At 64.9% G+C, this 16,282-nt stretch carries 14 protein-coding genes; 3 read left to right on the forward strand and 11 right to left on the reverse strand.

Annotated elements, in window-relative coordinates:
- Positions 1-26: 26 nt before the first annotated feature.
- A complete protein-coding gene (gene plsB, locus ACKLLE_RS10695; protein WP_420057898.1) occupies positions 27-2,507 on the reverse strand; it encodes a glycerol-3-phosphate 1-O-acyltransferase PlsB in 2,481 nt (826 codons plus the stop codon).
- A 219-nt stretch (positions 2,508-2,726) separates the two neighbouring features.
- Here plsB and ACKLLE_RS10700 point away from each other — a divergent pair, with 219 nt between their 5' ends.
- Entirely contained in the window at positions 2,727-2,936 is a 210-nt protein-coding gene (locus tag ACKLLE_RS10700; protein WP_009395290.1) for a cold-shock protein, read from the forward strand.
- A 54-nt stretch (positions 2,937-2,990) separates the two neighbouring features.
- On the opposite strand, the gene ACKLLE_RS10705 is transcribed toward ACKLLE_RS10700, so the two are convergent.
- The 4 genes from ACKLLE_RS10705 to ACKLLE_RS10720 all read right to left on the reverse strand — a co-directional run bounded on the left by ACKLLE_RS10705 (position 2,991) and on the right by ACKLLE_RS10720 (position 8,115).
- On the reverse strand, positions 2,991-3,368 hold the full coding sequence (locus ACKLLE_RS10705; RefSeq protein WP_009395289.1) for a hypothetical protein: 378 nt from the start codon (positions 3,366-3,368) through the stop codon (positions 2,991-2,993).
- Between the two features lie 19 nt (positions 3,369-3,387).
- Positions 3,388-4,200 (reverse strand): putative RNA methyltransferase, encoded by an 813-nt coding sequence (locus tag ACKLLE_RS10710; RefSeq protein ID WP_064303324.1) that lies wholly within the window; start codon positions 4,198-4,200, stop codon positions 3,388-3,390.
- Positions 4,200-5,351 (reverse strand): succinyl-diaminopimelate desuccinylase, encoded by a 1,152-nt coding sequence (gene dapE / locus ACKLLE_RS10715; RefSeq protein ID WP_420057900.1) that lies wholly within the window; start codon positions 5,349-5,351, stop codon positions 4,200-4,202. Before dapE ends, ACKLLE_RS10710 begins: the two co-directional genes overlap by 1 nt.
- Before the next feature lie 172 nt (positions 5,352-5,523).
- Entirely contained in the window at positions 5,524-8,115 is a 2,592-nt protein-coding gene (locus ACKLLE_RS10720; protein ID WP_064303322.1) for a glycosyltransferase, read from the reverse strand.
- 292 nt (positions 8,116-8,407) lie between these two features.
- Here ACKLLE_RS10720 and tcdA point away from each other — a divergent pair, with 292 nt between their 5' ends.
- On the forward strand, positions 8,408-9,232 hold the full coding sequence (gene tcdA / locus ACKLLE_RS10725; protein ID WP_420057901.1) for a tRNA cyclic N6-threonylcarbamoyladenosine(37) synthase TcdA: 825 nt from the start codon (positions 8,408-8,410) through the stop codon (positions 9,230-9,232).
- On the opposite strand, the gene ACKLLE_RS10730 is transcribed toward tcdA, so the two are convergent.
- The 5 genes from ACKLLE_RS10730 to pncA form a co-directional block, all read right to left on the reverse strand.
- A complete protein-coding gene (locus ACKLLE_RS10730; RefSeq protein WP_009395282.1) occupies positions 9,211-9,621 on the reverse strand; it encodes a SufE family protein in 411 nt (136 codons plus the stop codon). The genes tcdA and ACKLLE_RS10730 overlap by 22 nt on opposite strands.
- A complete protein-coding gene (locus ACKLLE_RS10735) occupies positions 9,618-10,823 on the reverse strand; it encodes an aminotransferase class V-fold PLP-dependent enzyme (RefSeq protein ID WP_420057902.1) in 1,206 nt (401 codons plus the stop codon). The genes ACKLLE_RS10730 and ACKLLE_RS10735 overlap by 4 nt, the downstream gene beginning before the upstream one ends.
- A gap of 54 nt (positions 10,824-10,877) precedes the next feature.
- Complete coding sequence (gene dapD, locus ACKLLE_RS10740) at positions 10,878-11,912, reverse strand: 2,3,4,5-tetrahydropyridine-2,6-dicarboxylate N-succinyltransferase (protein ID WP_009395279.1); 1,035 nt, start codon at positions 11,910-11,912, stop codon at positions 10,878-10,880.
- Between the two features lie 39 nt (positions 11,913-11,951).
- Positions 11,952-12,299: an ArsC family reductase gene (locus ACKLLE_RS10745; RefSeq protein ID WP_064303318.1), complete on the reverse strand. Its 348-nt coding sequence runs from the start codon at positions 12,297-12,299 to the stop codon at positions 11,952-11,954.
- A 129-nt stretch (positions 12,300-12,428) separates the two neighbouring features.
- Positions 12,429-13,094, reverse strand: coding sequence for a bifunctional nicotinamidase/pyrazinamidase (pncA, locus tag ACKLLE_RS10750; RefSeq protein WP_420057904.1), 666 nt, complete (start codon positions 13,092-13,094; stop codon positions 12,429-12,431).
- A 208-nt stretch (positions 13,095-13,302) separates the two neighbouring features.
- On the opposite strand from pncA, the gene ACKLLE_RS10755 reads away from it, so the two are divergent.
- Complete coding sequence (locus ACKLLE_RS10755) at positions 13,303-14,949, forward strand: Na+/H+ antiporter (RefSeq protein WP_420057905.1); 1,647 nt, start codon at positions 13,303-13,305, stop codon at positions 14,947-14,949.
- Positions 14,950-15,073: 124 nt separating this feature from the next.
- On the opposite strand, the gene dapC is transcribed toward ACKLLE_RS10755, so the two are convergent.
- On the reverse strand, positions 15,074-16,270 hold the full coding sequence (dapC, locus tag ACKLLE_RS10760) for a succinyldiaminopimelate transaminase (RefSeq protein ID WP_420057906.1): 1,197 nt from the start codon (positions 16,268-16,270) through the stop codon (positions 15,074-15,076).
- Positions 16,271-16,282 lie beyond the last annotated feature (12 nt).

A 16,282-nucleotide genomic window follows, 5' to 3' on the forward strand; every position in this document is an offset into this window, starting at 1 on the left:
AGTCGACTTCCCGCGATGCCATGGGATTATTCGCCGCTGCTGGCTTCATCGCGGTGCAGGGCCACCTGGCGGATCGACAGGCGCACCTCAGCCGACAGCACGCGCTTGGCCGCGCCTTCGGCCAGTTCGCCGAGCTTGTCGTGGAAGCCCAGCTTGCCGGCTTCGTCCGGGCGCAGCACGCCCTGCTCGACCAGGGTCTGGATAAAGTGGCGGAACAGGCTCTTGTCGAAGAACTCCGGGGCGTTCAGGCCGTGCAGGATCGACAGGCGCTGGGCCATGACCACGCACAGGTCCTCCAGCTCCTCGGCGCTGAGGCTGTGCTGGCCGCTGTTGAGCAGCAGCGCGGTGGCCATGTAGAAGCGCTGCAGGGTCTGGGTGATGGCCCGTGCCAGCAGCGTCAGCAGGACGAATTGTCGCGAGCTCGGTGGCGGACGCAGGTAAACGTCGTTCTCCTTGCGCAGCAGGCCCTGCTCGATGAAGGCTGCCAGCCACTGGTCGACCACGTCGTCCAGTTCATCCAGCTCCCAACGGATGAACAGTTCCGATTGCAGATACGGATACAGCGCGCGAACGTATTGCAGGATCAGCTCGCGGCTCATCCGCGAGCTGATCTGGAAGAAGCTCGCCAGCAGCGCCGGCAGGGCGAAGATGTGCAGGACATTGTTGCGGTAGTAGGTCATCAGGACGGCGTTCTGCTCGTCCAGGTAGAGGATCCTGCCCAGGGCGTCGCGCTGTTCGGCCAGCAGGTCCATGCCGCGGACATGGCCGATCAGCGCCAGGCCGTCGCCTTCCGGTAGGGTGGTGTGGGGCGAATAGGGCACCTGGCGCAGCAACGCCAGGTAAAGATCGAGCACCCGGGTCAGGGCCAGTTCGTCCAGGGCCAGGCGGCTGGTAGAGAGCAGGGCCAGGGCCACCAGGTTGACCGGATTGATCGCCGCAGCTTCATTGAGGTGACGGGCCACTTTCTCGCCCAGGCGCGAAGTCGTTTCGTTCAGCCAGGCCGGACGGAATTGCGGCGCCAGTTGCTGTTCGCGCCAACCGGGTTGCTGCTGGTCGAGGAACTGGTTGAGGCGGATCGGTTCGCCGAAGTTCACCGAGACCTGGCCGAACCGCTGCTTGAGCGCGCCAAGTACCTTGAAGATGTCGAAGATCGATTCCTTCTTCTTGCTCGCCCCGCGCAGTTCGCCAAGGTAGGTGCGGCCTTCCAGCACCCGCTCGTAGCCGATGTACACCGGTACGAAGACGATCGGCGTGCGCGACGAACGCAGGAAGCTGCGCAGGGTAATGGCCAGCATGCCGGTCTTGGGTTGCAGCATGCGTCCTGTGCGGGAACGGCCACCCTCGACGAAGTACTCCACCGGGAAGCCCTTGGTGAACAGGGTGTGCAGGTACTCGTTGAACACGGCGGTGTACAACGGGTTGCCCTTGAAGGTGCGACGCATGAAGAAGGCCCCGCCGCGGCGCAGCAGGCCGCCGATCACCGGCATGTTCAGGTTGATCCCGGCAGCGATGTGCGGCGGGGTCAGGCCGTTGCGGAACAGCAGGTAGGACAGCAGCAGGTAGTCGATATGGCTGCGGTGGCACGGCACGTAGATCACCTCGTGACCCGGGGCGATGCCCTGCACCTGCTCGATATGGTTGACCTTGATACCGTCGTAGATCTTGTTCCAGAACCAGCTCAGCACCACCTCGAGGAAGCGGATTGCGGTGTAGGTGTAATCCGAGGCGATTTCGTTGCCGTACTTCAGCGCCGTGGCTTCGGCCCTGGCCACCGGGATCTTCTCGCGCTCGGCTTCGTCGAGGATCGCCTGGCGCACCAGCGGGTCATGGATCAGGCCCTTGACCAGGTTGCGCCGGTGGGAGATGTCCGGGCCGATCACGGCCGTCTTCAGGTTGCGGAAGTGCACCCGCAGCAGGCGCTGGGCCATGCGTACGGTGCGTTCGTGGCCCTTGTTGTGATCGACCAGCTCGCGCAGGTGGATCGGTGCGGAGAACTGCACGCGGGTCTTGCGCCCGAGAATCAGCACGGTCAGCAGCCGGCGCAGGCGTCCGGTGACGGCCCAGCTATCGGCGAACAGCAGTTTCCACGGGCTCGATTCGCTGGCCGGTGTCTGGCCCCAGAACACGCTGACCGGAATGATCTGCGCATCCTGCTCGGGCTGCTGGCTGACCGCACTGACCAGCCGGCCGAGGGTCGGCGGGGCACCGCGCTTGTACTGGCGGCCGAGCCAGTCCGGCTCCGGGGTCAGGTAGAAGAAGGCGGCGGGCTCCATCAGGCTGCCGACGGCCACGGGCAATACCGGGCGCGGCAGCCCTGCTTTGGTGCATTCCTTGTCCAGTACGGCCAGGTCGGTCAGCGACGGCGACTGGATGGCATAGAACACCGGACGGCTACGGTCCAGGTTGAGGGTGAAAGCGGACTGGTTGATGGTCTCGGAGCGAACCCACAGGTACAACAGTCGGCGCAGTGCGCCGAAGATCAGGCGGCGCAGGGGGGAATGGATCATGTGGAGTGTGCTCTGGAAAATGGAACGGTCGTGCAGACAGGCGGGCAAGTGTGACGTATCCGCGCAAGTTGAGCAAAAACCGCCCTGGTCATGAAAAATAATTTATCGCTGTCTTATACTCGGTCCGCTGTTTGCAGGAATATTCGGCAAGCGGCGTAGGCAGGGGTTCCCACCCCCGTCGACAAGGCGAGTCCAAAATAAAAATCCGGAGTGTTACTGATGTCGTCTCGTGAGACTGGAAGTGTGAAGTGGTTCAATGACGCCAAGGGCTATGGCTTCATTCAACGTGAAGGCGGGGCGGACGTTTTCGTTCACTACCGTGCGATTCGGGGTGAAGGGCATCGCACGCTGCTCGAAGGGCAGCAGGTCGAGTACAGCCTGACCCAAGGCCAGAAAGGCCTTCAAGCCGAGGATGTGGTCGGACTGTAAGGTTTCAGCCACAAGCTGCAAGCTGACCGCGCCAGGCTTGCAGCTTGCAGTCCCTCAACTGGTGCGCCAGGTGATTTCCTCTTCTCCATCGGCACTGATGCGGATCCAGCGATCGGCGTCGTCCTCGCCTTCTTCCTCGACCCAGCTTCCAGGTGCGCAGCGTACTTCGACGTTCAATGCGGCGAAGGCAGCGCGAGCACAGGCTATGTCGTCTTCCCACGGTGTGTTGTCACTTTCCAGGTAAAGACTGTTCCATTTTCCTACGGCCTTGGGCAGCCAGGTAACAGGAATGTCACCGGCAGTGCATTTGAAGGTCTGGCCTTTTTGCTTCCATTCGCTGCACGGACCAACGGCCTCGGTCAGCCAGGCAGTGATCTGCTTGTGGTCGACGTCGGCGTCCTTCAGGTAGATCTCGATATCGGGTTGGCGCATGGGATTCTCCGGAAAGGGGTCAGTCCTGCAGGACAAAATAGTCGTAACGCATCGACACCGTGACGTCGAACGGCTCCGCCTGGTCGATGACCGCCGCGCGCCGCTCGGCGCTGGCGCGCCAGCCGTGGGGCGTCATTGCCAGCAGGTTGGCGCGGTCGGCGGGATTGGCCAGGCTCAGGCGGAATTCGAGGGTTTCGCTGTGGGCATGGGCCATGTTCGTCGGGACCAGGGCCAGGTGCTTGTCGTCGGCATATTCGCGAACTTCGTCGTAAAGCTTCTGGCGCAGTTCCATCAGATGGCCGCTGGTCGGGCCGACCCGCATCAGCCCGCCACCGGGACCGAGCAGGCGGCGTGCCTCCTGCCAGTCCAGCGGGCTGAAGACGCTGGCGATGAACTGGCAACTGGCGTCGGCCAGCGGAACCCGTGCCATGCTCGCTACCAGCCAGGTCACGCGCGGGCTGCGCTTGCAGGCTCGCTTGACGGCCTCGCGGGAAATGTCCAGCGCGTAGCCTTCCGAGGTCGGCAGGGCTTCGGCGAGCTGCGCGGTGTAGTAACCCTCGCCGCAACCGATGTCCACCCAGCGCCCCGGATTGCGCTCGGCTGCCAGCTCGGCCAGGCGCCTGGCTACCGGCGCGTAATGGCCTGCGTCGAGAAAATCGCGCCTGGCCTGGACCATGGCCTGGTTGTCACCGGGATCGCGGCTGTTCTTGTGCTGCACCGGCAGCAGGTTCAGGTAGCCCTGGCGGGCCCGGTCGAAACGGTGGCCGGCAGGGCAGCCGACACCGTTGTCGAGGTCGCGCAATGGCTCGCGGCAGAGGGGACAGGTGAGCATCAGGCGAGCAACCGGACCAGGGTCTGGTAGTAGATCTCGGTCAGTACGTCGAGATCACTGGCGAGGATGCGCTCGTTGACCTGGTGGATGGTGGCGTTGACCGGACCCAGCTCGACCACCTGGGTTCCCAGGGTGGCGATGAAGCGTCCGTCCGAGGTTCCGCCGCTGGTGGAGGCCTCGGTTTCGCGCCCGGTGACCGCCTTGATGCTGGCCGACACGGCGTCGAGCAGGTCGCCCGGCTCGGTGAGGAACGGCAGGCCGGACAGCGCCCATTCCACGTCCCAGTCCAGCTGGTGCTTGTCGAGGATCGCCGAGACGCGCTGCTGCAGCCCTTCGACGGTCGATTCCGTGGAGAAGCGGAAGTTGAACAGCGCGGTCAGTTCGCCCGGGACCACGTTGGTGGCGCCGGTGCCGGAGTTCAGGTTGGAGATCTGGAAGCTGGTCGGCGGGAAGAACGCGTTGCCTTCGTCCCAATGCTCGGCGGCGAGTTCCGCCAGGGCCGGGGCGGCCAGGTGGATGGGGTTGCGGGCCAGGTGCGGGTAGGCCACATGGCCTTGCTTGCCGCGCACGGTGAGCTTGGCGCCAAGGGAGCCGCGACGGCCGTTCTTGACCACATCGCCGACCAGGGTGGTGCTCGACGGTTCGCCGACGATGCACCAGTCCAGGCGCTCGCCACGCTCGCGCAGGCGCTCGACCACAGCCTTGGTGCCATGATGGGCCGGGCCTTCTTCATCGCTGGTGATCAGGTAGGCAACCTTGCCGCGGTGGTTCGGGTAGTCGGCGACGAAACGCTCGGTGGCGACGATCATCGCGGCCAGGCTGCCCTTCATGTCGGCGGCGCCGCGCCCGCACAGCATGCCGTCGGCATCGATCAGCGCCTCGAACGGATCGTTCTGCCAGGCCTGCACCGGGCCGGTGGGGACCACGTCGGTATGGCCGGCGAAGCACAATACCGGGCCGTCCTGGGTACCGTGGGTGGCCCAGAAATTGTCCACGTCCTCGATGTGCATCGGCTCGAGGGTGAAACCCGCGTCGCCCAGACGCTGCATCATCTGTTTCTGGCAATCGAAGTCGAGCGGGGTCACCGAGGGCCGGCGGATCAGGTCGCAGGCCAGTTCGAGGGTAGGCGAGAGTTCGGCGGGGGCCGTCATGAAGGACTCCGGGTGCAAGGCAGGGGTACGATTTTGGGGCGTTATCTTATAGCAAAAGCGCGCTGGCAGGAGCACCGCTGACCCTGTGGGAGCGGGTTTACCCGCGATTGCGTCGGTGAATTCAACACCGTAATCGCGGGTGAACCCGCTCCCACAGGGGGGAGGGGGTGAATCAGGAGGCTTGTGCAGGCTCCACGGCCTCGGCCGGCTTGGGCAGTGATGACAGCATTGCCATCACCAGCGCCGCGACATACGGCAGCGACTGCACCAGCAGCATCGCCACCCAGAAGCGCATGTCATTGCTCGGCAGGCCCTGGACCAGGTAGATCCCGGCGGCCGCGCCCCATAGCAAGAGCATGATGAACAGCTCTTCGCGCGCCTCGGAGAGGGCCACCAGCAAACCATGGCTGTCGGCATTCTTCGGCGTGCGGAAGAACGGAATGCTGCTGGTGAAGAACCCGTACAGCACCGCCTTGGCGATGGTGTGGGACAACGCCAGCCCGGCCAGCGCTGCGGCGAAGGCGTCCTTGAGGTTGACCCCGACCGCACGGCGGTAGAGGAACACGATCTTGCCCACCTTGAACACGAACAGTGCCAGCGGCGGAATGGCGAAGATCAGCAGCGGCGGATCGACCCGTTGCGGGACGATGATCATCGCCGCCGACCAGAGCAGCGCGCCGATGGTGAAGAAGATATTCATGCCGTCGGCGATCCAGGGCAGCCAGCCGGCCAGGAAGTGGTAGCGCTGGCCGCGGGTCAGCTCGGTGTCCTTGCCGCGCAGCAACGCGGCGGCGTGGCGCTTGATGATCTGGATGGCGCCATAGGCCCAGCGGAACCGCTGTTTCTTGAAGTCGATGAAGGTGTCCGGCATCAGTCCCTTGCCATAGCTGTTGTGGGCATAGGCGGCCGAATAACCTTTTTCGAACACGCGCAGGCCCAGCTCGGCGTCCTCGCAGATGCACCAGTCGGCCCAGCCCAGTTCTTCCAGGACCGAGCGGCGGGTCATGGTCATGGTGCCGTGCTGGATGATCGCGTCGCGGTCGTTGCGGGTGACCATGCCGATATGGAAGAAGCCCTTGTATTCCGAATAGCAGAGCTTCTTGAAGGTACTTTCGTTCTGGTCGCGATAGTCCTGCGGCGATTGCACCACGGCGATCTTCGGATCGGCGAAGTGCGGGACCATGTGCTTGAGCCAGTTGCGGTCGACGCAGTAGTCCGAGTCGATCACCGCGATCACCTCGGCGTCCGGCGCGGTATGCGGGATCAGGTAGTTCAGTGCACCGCCCTTGAAACCGGCCAGCGGCGAGACGTGGAAGAACTTGAAGCGTTCGCCGAGCAGCTCGCAGTGGGCCTTGATCGGCTCCCACACGGCCGGATCCTTGGTGTTGTTGTCGATGATCAGGACTTCGTAGTCCGGATAATCCAGCGCGGCCAGGGCATTCAGCGTCTGCTTGACCATCTCCGGCGGCTCGTTGTAGCACGGCACATGCACCGAGACTTTCGGCCTGTAGGCTTCGTCGGCATGCACCGGGAGGAATTCGCGGCGGCGCTTGTGGGTCCAGACCGCCTCGGCCAGTTCGTGGGCTTCGGTCAGCAGGACGATGAACACCCCCAGCGCTCCGAGGGCGAGTAGGAAGCCTACGGTCAGGCTGAACCAGGTGCTGTATTGCTGGCTGTAGTCATAGCCGATCCACACCAGCACCGATCCACATAGGAACGCGATGAAGGTCAGGAAGGTGCGGCCGCGCTGGCGCAGGGCCGAGCCGTCGATCAGCAGCAGGGTCAGGGAGAGCAGGGCAAGGACCACCGAGCCCACCGCCAGCACCCGCCATTGCGGGATCGCCACCACCGGCCCTTCGAAGTTGAATTTCTGCTGGCGGGCGGCGTTGAACACGCCCCAGTAGGCGCCCACCGAGCCTTCGTCACTGGCTTTCCACGGCTGGTCGTAGGCTTCGATGACGAAGTAGTTGTAGCCCTGGCGGTTGAGCTTGTTGACCAGGGTACGCAGGTAGATGGCCTGGTCTGCCTGGGTCGCGTCGGCGCCGCCGCGCATGCGCCCGTTGCTCGGCCAGCCGACCTCGGACAGCAGCAGCGGCTTGCGCGGGAACAGATGTTTCAGGTCGCGGGCGCGGTCGAGGACGAACTGCCCGGCGTCCTTCATCGGGATGAATTCCCAGTACGGCAGGATGTGCGCGGCGATCAGGTCGACGTGCTTGGCCAGCTCCGGGTGCTCCTTCCAGATGTGCCACTGCTCGGAGGTGGTCACCGGCACCTTCACCGCAGCGCGCACCCGGTCCAGGTACTTGATCAGTTCCTCGGGCGTGATCTCCTCGCGGAACAGCGCTTCGTTGCCCACCATCACCCGCACCACGCTGCGGGTGGTATTGGCCAGTTCGATGGCCTTCTGGATTTCCCGCTCGTTGCGCTCCTGGTCGGGGCTGATCCACACGCCCAGCGTCACCCGCAGGCCGAATTCCTCGGCCAGGCGCGGAATCTCCGCCTGGGTGCCTTCGACGGTGTAGATCCGGATGCTGTCGGTCAGCTTGCTCATTTGCTCGAGGTCTTCGCGCATCTCCGCCTCGGTGGGGTATTGGCCCTTTTGCGGGCTTTCACCAAGACGGAACGGCGAATAGGAGAAACCGGAGATCTGTTCCGGCCAGTTCGGCGCGGATACCGGGCGGTTGATCAACGCCCAGAACCCGGTGAATAGCGCGGCGATCGCCATGACGATCACCAGGTTGATACCAAATTTACGCGATGACATAAGTAGTTCTGGTTCCGGAGAGTGGAACGGGCCGGCGCGGGAAGCGCGGATCCAGGGCAGCGTCGGGTCAGTTCTTGTGGGAATTTCGACCGGGCAGCCATTGGATTTTCTTCAGAAGGCTAAGTTCTCAAGCCCGTTAGTGTCGTCCAAGACTTTTTGCAGCGTAGGACATTCCGGCGGACATTAAAGCAGCATTGCCCTCCCTCATGCCAATGCACGGGCTGTCCGAAGGCGCTGTCATTGCCATCGCAGGGGCCTATAATGCGCGCCGGTTTTTTGCGGGGTGTGCCTCATGAGCAACGAAGATCCACGGTTCGCCGGCATCGCCCGGCTGTACGGCCTCGATGGCCTGCAACGCTTGCGCGATGCCCATGTGGCGGTGGTCGGCATCGGCGGCGTCGGCTCGTGGGCGGCCGAAGCCCTGGCGCGCAGCGGGGTGGGCGAGATCTCCCTGTTCGACCTGGACGATGTCTGCGTCAGCAATACCAACCGCCAGGCCCATGCCCTGGAAGGCAACGTGGGCAAGGCCAAGGTAGAGGTCACCGCCGAGCGCCTGCGCGCCATCAACCCGGCCTGCCGGGTGCATGCAGTGAGCGACTTCGTCACCCGCGAGACCATGGCCGAATACATCACCGAAGGGATCGATTGCGTCATCGACTGCATCGACAGCGTGATGTCCAAGGCGGCGCTGATCGCCTGGTGCAAGCGGCGCAAGATCACCATCATCAGCACCGGTGGCGCTGGCGGACAGATCGACCCGACGCAGGTCCAGGTTGCCGACCTCAACCGCACCTACAACGATCCGCTGGCCTCACGGGTGCGCTCGACCCTGCGTCGCGACTACAACTTCTCGCGCAACCAGAGCCGCAGCTACGGCGTGCCGGTGGTGTTCTCCACCGAGCAACTGCGCTACCCGCAGCCAGATGGCAGCGTGTGCCTGGACAAGGGTTTCGTGGGCGAAGGCACCCGGCTGGACTGCGCCGGAGGCTTTGGCGCGGTGATGATGGTTACCGCGACCTTTGGCATGGTCGCGGCGAGCAAGGCGGTGGACAAGCTGGTGGCCGGCGCACGGCGGCCGTCCGAGCGCAAGGCGGCTCAGGCGCCCGAAGCCAGCTGAGCCATGCGTTGCAGCACGGCGTTCAGGCCGTTGCTGCGCGAAGGGGAAAGCTGGCGGTCGAGGCCCAGTTGCCTGAACCAGCCCGGCAGGTCCAATTGCCGCAGCTCGGCGCTGGACAGACCCTCGACCCGCACCAGCAGCAAGGCCAGCAGGCCGCGAATCAGGCGTGCGTCGCTGGCCGCTGCGAAGCGCCAGTGCCCGTCGTCCTGACGGGCCACCAGCCAGACCTGGCTTTCGCAACCATGGACACGGTTGTCGTCCGATTTCTCTTCGTCCGTCAACGGTGCCAGGCGCTCGCCCCACTGCATCAGCAAGCGGGCGCGCTGTTCCCAGCCGGCGGCGGCAGCGAAGCTGTCGAGGGCTTCCCGGGCATCCGGCGGCAAGCTCATCGCAGCAGCTCCAGCGCCTGGTCCAGGGCGCTGAAGAAGTGCTGCAGGTCGTCCGAATCGTTGTACAGCGCCAGCGACACGCGTATCGCGCCGTCCAGGCCAAGGCTGTTGACCAGTGGCATGGCGCAGTGATGACCGGCGCGCACGGCGATACCCTGCTCGGTCAGCAGGTGGGACAGGTCGGCATTGTGCACGCCTTCCACCACGAAGCTGGCCAGTGCCGCTTGCGGGGCGCCGAGGATGCGCACGCCCTCACGGTCGTTGAGGCCGCGCAGCAGATGACGGTGCAGGGCCGCTTCATGCTCGGCCACGGCAGTGGCATCGAGGCTGGCCAGGTAGTCGAGGGTCGCACCCAGACCTATCACGCTGGCGATCGGCGGGGTGCCGGCTTCGAAGCCCAGCGGGGCAGGGCGGAAGCTGGAGTCCTGGTAACCGGCCAGTTGCACCATTTCGCCGCCGAACTGCCAGTGGCGCAGCTTCGCCAGGGCGTCGTTGCGCCCGTAGAGAACCCCCAGGCCATCCGGGCCGTAGAGCTTGTGGCTGGAAAACACATAGAAGTCGCAGCCCAGCTGACTGACGTCGTGGCGACCGTGGACGATGCCCTGGGCGCCATCGACCACGGTAATCGCGCCTTGGGCGCGGGCGTGGTTGAGCAGGGGTTGCAGTGGTTGCCAGGTACCCAGCACGTTGGATAGCTGGCTGACCGCCAGCACCCGGGTCCTGGGGCCTATCAACTGCAAGGCGGCGTCAAGGTCGATCTGGCCGTTGCCCGCCAGGGGCAGGATCACCAGCTTGAGGCCACGACGCTTGGCCAGTTGTTGCCAGGGCAGCAGGTTGGCGTGATGCTCAAGGGCGCTGACGGCAATCTCTTCACCCGCTTCGAAGCGGTGTTCCAGCCCATAGGCGAGCAGGTTCAGCGCAGAAGTGGCGCCGTGAGTGAAGACGATCTGGCTGCCGGCCCCGGCATTCAACCAGGCGCCGACCTTGTCGCGGCTGGCTTCGAAGGCCTGGGTCGCCAATGCACCGGGCAAATGCTGGGCGCGGTGCACGTTGGCTGCGCCATGTACGTAGTAATGGCTCAGGGCATCGAGCAGGGCCTGGGGTTTCTGCGTGGTCGCCGCGCTGTCCAGGTAGGTCTGGTGCTGGCGTTGCAGGGTGGCGATGGCGGGAAAGTCCGCGCGCCAGGAAGAGGGTTGGAACATATTCGTAGGGCCTGGGTATCGGGTCTGGCGAATGGCCAGACCCGATCGTACCACTTAGTTGTGGGCGTGCAGCGCTTCGTTCAGCTCGATCGCCGACTTGTGGGCCTTGCATTCCACTGCGCCGGTCACCGAGTTGCGGCGGAACAGCAGGTCGGTCTGGCCGGCCAGGTCGCGGGCCTTGACCACTTTCACCAGCTGGTTCTGCTCGTCGAGCAGTTGCACCTTGGTGCCGGCGGTGATGTAGAGGCCGGCTTCCACGGTATTGCGGTCGCCCAGCGGGATGCCGATACCGGCGTTGGCGCCGATCAGGCAGCCTTCGCCGACCTTGATGATGATGTTGCCGCCGCCGGACAGGGTGCCCATGGTCGAGCAACCGCCGCCCAGGTCCGAGCCCTTGCCGACGAAGACGCCCGCGGAGACGCGGCCTTCGATCATGCCCGGGCCTTCGGTGCCGGCGTTAAAGTTGACGAAGCCTTCGTGCATGATCGTGGTGCCTTCGCCGATGTAGGCGCCCAGGCGTACGCGGGCACTGTCGGCGATGCGCACGCCGCTCGGTACCACGTAGTCGGTCATCTTCGGGAACTTGTCGACGGAGAACACTTCCAGCAGCTCGCCCTTCAGGCGTGCTTCCAGTTGCGCTTCGGCCAGTTCGGCCAGGTCGATGGCGCCCTGGCTGGTCCAGGCCACGTTCGGCAGCAGCGGGAAGATGCCGGCCAGGCTCAGGCCATGCGGCTTGACCAGGCGGTGCGAGAGCAGGTGCAGCTTCAGGTAGGCTTCCGGAGTCGAGCTGAGGGTAGCGTCTTCGGCCAGCAGGGTGGCGACCAGCGGCTTGCTGCTTTCCGCCAGGCGGGTCAGCAGGGCGGCCTGCAGTGGGTCGATCGACTTCACCGCGTCGGCCAGTTGACCGGCCTGGGCCGGGCTGAAGGCGATCGCCTGGTTGCCGCCTTCATAGCCCAGCAGCGGGCTGACCGCAGCGACCAGTTCGGCGGACGGATCGAGCAGGGGCAGTGCGTAGAAGACTTCCAGCCAGGCGCCCTGGCGGTTCTGGGTGCCGACACCGAAGGCCAGGCTGAACAGGGAATTGGACATGCGGTTACCTCGTACTGAAATTGATTGAAAGCGGGCGGCTCACGGCAGGGCGGCCGCGTACAGGTCCGGTTTGAAACCCACCAGGGTCTTGCCGCCAAGGTCGAGGACCGGCCGCTTGATCATCGACGGCTGGGCCAGCATCAGCTCGACGGCCCTGGCCTGGTCGAGGTCGGCCTTCTGCGCGTCATCGAGCTTGCGGAAGGTGGTGCCGGCGCGGTTGAGGATCTTTTCCCAACCATGCTCGTCGCACCAGCGGTTCAGGCTGTCGCGGTCGATGCCCTGGGTCTTGTAGTCGTGGAAGTCGTAGCCGATGGCTTTTTCTTCGAGCCAGGTACGCGCCTTCTTCATCGTGTCACAGGCCTTGATGCCGTAGAGAATGTAAGCCATTGAACTCAAAGGGGCGCCGGGCTTGCCCGGGGCGACCCCGCAACTCCTCGAAAAGTGGGGTGGGCGGGATTATGCGGGATCGAACGGCACGGCGCCACGGCTGTGGCGCCGGCTTCTGACCGACGAGTTTCAGGCATCGCCGAGCAACTGTCGGGATTCGATGAACACCACCCCGGCCCGGCGCATCTCGTTCATGGCGTTTTCCAGCGAACCGTCGTTGTCGATGGCCCGGCAGGCATCGAGCACTACATAGGTGGCGAAGCCTTCGCGGCGCGCGTGGAGGGCGGTCCAGGCCACGCAGAAATCCAGGGCCAGGCCCACGACATAGACGGTTTTGATCGCCTTTTCCCGCAGGTAGCCGGCGAGGCCGGTGGTGGTCTGCTGGTCGGCTTCGTAGAAGGCAGAGTAGCTGTCTACCAGCGGATTGCCGCCCTTGCGCACGATCAGCTGGGTGTGGGCCAGGTCCACGCCGGGGTGGAATCCGGCGCCGTGGCTGCCCTGGATGCAGTGGTCCGGCCACAGGACCTGTGGACCATAGGGCAGCTCGATGATGTCGAAGGGCTGCTTGCCTGGATGGCTGGAGGCGAAGGACGCATGTCCGGCCGGGTGCCAGTCCTGTGCCTGGACCACATTGCGGAAACCTGCGGCGATCTGGTTGACCAGCGGCACGATCTCGTCGCCACGAGGCACTTCGAGAGCGCCGCCGGGCGTGAAGTCGTTCTGGATATCGATCACCAACAGGGCGCGGTCTGGGCTATCGGTCTTTACTGCATCGTTGCTCGTTGCTGTGCTCATCGGGGCCTTCCTGGTAATCACGCTGCGGATCATGGCAGGGCGTTCTGGATATTCCAGTTGTGTAGCATGGTGTTACATATTGCCCGGCGACCTGCGACTTAGGTTCAGCGGCTTGTCGGTGGCACGGCTCGTTACTATATGTGTCCAATGCCCGGCGCCTGTCCAGCCCGGGCAGGCAAGCTTTTGAATCGAACAGGAAACGCGTTACATGCAGTCAGCCTATACCGTCCTTATCCTGCTGATGCTGGTCAGCGTGTCCAAGCTGGTGGGACGGATGATTCCGTTGCCCCTGCCGCTGGTACAGATCGGGGCGGGGGCGTTGCTGGCCTGGCCGACGCTCGGCCTGCACGTGGCGCTGGATCCGGAACTGTTTCTTTTCCTGTTCCTGCCGCCGCTCTTGTTCTCCGACGGCTGGCGCATGCCCAAGCGCGAGCTCTGGCGCTTGCGCGGGCCGATCCTGACCCTGGCGGTGGGCCTGGTGCTGTTCACCGTGGTCGGGGCCGGCTACTTCATTCATTGGATCATCCCGAGCATCCCGCTGCCGGTGGCGTTCGCCCTGGCCGCCGTGCTCTCGCCGACCGACGCGGTGGCGGTGTCGGCGATCGCCCAGGACCGCCTGCCCACGCCGTTGATGCATATGCTCCAGGGCGAGGCCCTGATGAACGACGCCTCTGGCCTGGTGACCTTCAAGTTCGCCCTGGCCGCCGCGATCACCGGGGTATTCTCCCTCACCGAAGCCAGCCTGACCTTCGTCCTTGTCGCCCTCGGCGGCCTGGCCATCGGCGTGGCCCTGAGCTGGCTGGTAGGGCGCCTGCGCGCCTGGATGATCGCCCGTAGCTGGGATGATCCGGCCACTCACGTGGTGTTCATGCTGTTGCTGCCGTTCGCCGCCTATGTGCTGGCCGAACGCCTTGGCGCTTCCGGGATCCTCTCGGCGGTGGCGGCAGGGATGATGCAGAGCTGGCTCGACCTGCTGCCGCGCCAGACCAGCACGCGCCTGCTCAACCGCAGTGTCTGGTCATTGCTGGAGTTCGCTTTCAACGGTCTGATCTTCCTGCTGCTGGGCCTGCAACTGCCGGACATCATCAAGGCGGTGACCAGTCACGAGGCTTCGCTGTGGCCGACCCTGGCCTGGCGCTGCCTGGATGTGGTGGCGATCTTCGCCGTGCTGGTGGTCCTGCGTTTCGTCTGGGTGCAGAGCATCTGGCGCCTGATTGGCGTGATGCGGCGCTGGCGTGGCAAATCGGAGCTGGTGCTGCTGCCGGACGCGCGCTCCTGCTGGTTGCTGACCATCGGCGGTGTGCGGGGGGCGGTGACCCTGGCGGGCGTCATGTCGGTGCCTTTGCTGATCAGTGCTGGCACCGGCTTCCCGGAACGGGATCTGCTGATCTTCATTGCGGCCGGGGTGATCCTGCTGTCGCTGGTTGCCGCCTGCATTGCGCTGCCGTTGTTGCTTCGCGGCGTCGAGAAAAGTCCGGACGACGCCTTGCAACAGGAGGCCGACGAAACCTGGCGGCGAACCGCGGTTGCCGCGATCCACGCGCTCGAAGCGGAGGAAACCGCCGAACCGGGCGCCGCCCAGGATGCCTCGCAGGCGGCATTGGCGGCAGAGCTCAAGGCCCGCCTGATGGCCGAATACCGCCAGCAACTGGACGCCTACAACGACAGCGCCGAGGCACGGGCCCTGGCCGAGCAGATGGACCAGCTCGAACGCCGCCTGCGCCTGCGCGCGCTGCGGGCGCAGCGGCTTGAGCTGTACCGCATGCACCGGCATCACGAGGTCGGCGATGACGTGGTGCGCAAGGTGCTGGGCGAGCTGGATATGAGCGAGGCCAATCTTGGGCAGGTGAAGTGAGATCTTCGTTGTTGCTGAAGGCCTCATCGCTGGCAAGCCAGCTCCCACAGGGACCGGGTCACTGCAAAACCCTGTGAGAGCTGGCTTGTCGGGCTGCCGAACCGCAGCGGTTGCGAAAAAGCGATCAGCCTTCGATAAACGCCCGAATCCGTTTGGCTGCCTCGACGCACTCGGCCAGCGGGGCAACGAGCGCCATGCGCACCCGGCCAGCGCCCGGATTGACGCCGTCGACTTCACGGGACAGGTAGGAACCCGGCACCACGGTTACATGCTGTTGCTCGAACAGGCCACGGCAGAACGCCGCGTCGTCGTTGCCCGGAACCTTGGCCCACAAATAGAAGCCGCCGTCCGGCTTTTGCACGTCCAGCACCGGGCCGAGGATTTCCAGCACGGCGTCGAACTTCTCGCGGTACAGGTCGCGGTTGTCGCGCACGTGGGCTTCGTCGTTCCAGGCGGCGATGCTCGCCAGTTGGGTCTGCACCGGCATCGCGCAGCCGTGGTAGGTGCGGTACAGCAGGAAACCCTTGAGGATCTCGGCGTCGCCGGCGACGAAGCCGGAGCGCAGGCCCGGCAGGTTGGAGCGCTTGGACAGGCTGTGGAACACCACGCAGCGCTTGAAGTCGCTGCGGCCCAGTTCGGCGCAGGCGGTGAGCAGGCCTGGTGGCGGGCTTTGTTCGTCGAAGTACAGTTCGCTGTAGCATTCGTCGGCAGCGATGACGAAGTCGTACTGGTCGGCCAGGGCGATCAGCTTCTTCAGGGTTTCCAGTGGCACCAGTGCGCCGGTCGGGTTGCCCGGCGAGCACAGGAAGAGGATCTGGCAGCGCTGCCAGACGTCCGCCGGCACCGCGTCGAAGTCCGGGTTGAAGCCGTTGCGGTCGAGGCAGGCCAGGTAATGCGGCTTGGCCCCGGCCAGCAGCGCCGCGCCTTCGTAGATCTGGTAGAACGGGTTCGGGCTGATGATCAGGCCGTCATCGCTGCGGTTGACCACTGCCTGGGTGAAGGAGAACAACGCCTCGCGGGTGCCGTTGACCGGCAGCACATGGCGCGCGGCGTCCAGCCAGCCGGCCGGCACGCCGAAACGCCGTTCGCACCAGTGGGCGATGGACTCGCGCATGGCCGGCAGGCCGAGGGTGGTCGGGTAGACGGCCATCTGGTCGAGGTTGTCGGCCAGCGCCTTGGCCACGAAGGCCGGCGAGGTGTGCTTCGGCTCGCCGATCGACAGGGCGATGGCGCGCTTGTCCGCCGCAGGGGTAACGCCGCCCAGCAGGGCGCGGAGTTTCTCGAACGGGTAGGGCTGAAGCTGGTTCAAAGCGTTGTTCATCGGCGCAAGGTC

This window comes from Pseudomonas bharatica (assembly GCF_048586865.1).
GTDB classification, from domain to species: domain Bacteria; phylum Pseudomonadota; class Gammaproteobacteria; order Pseudomonadales; family Pseudomonadaceae; genus Aquipseudomonas; species Aquipseudomonas bharatica.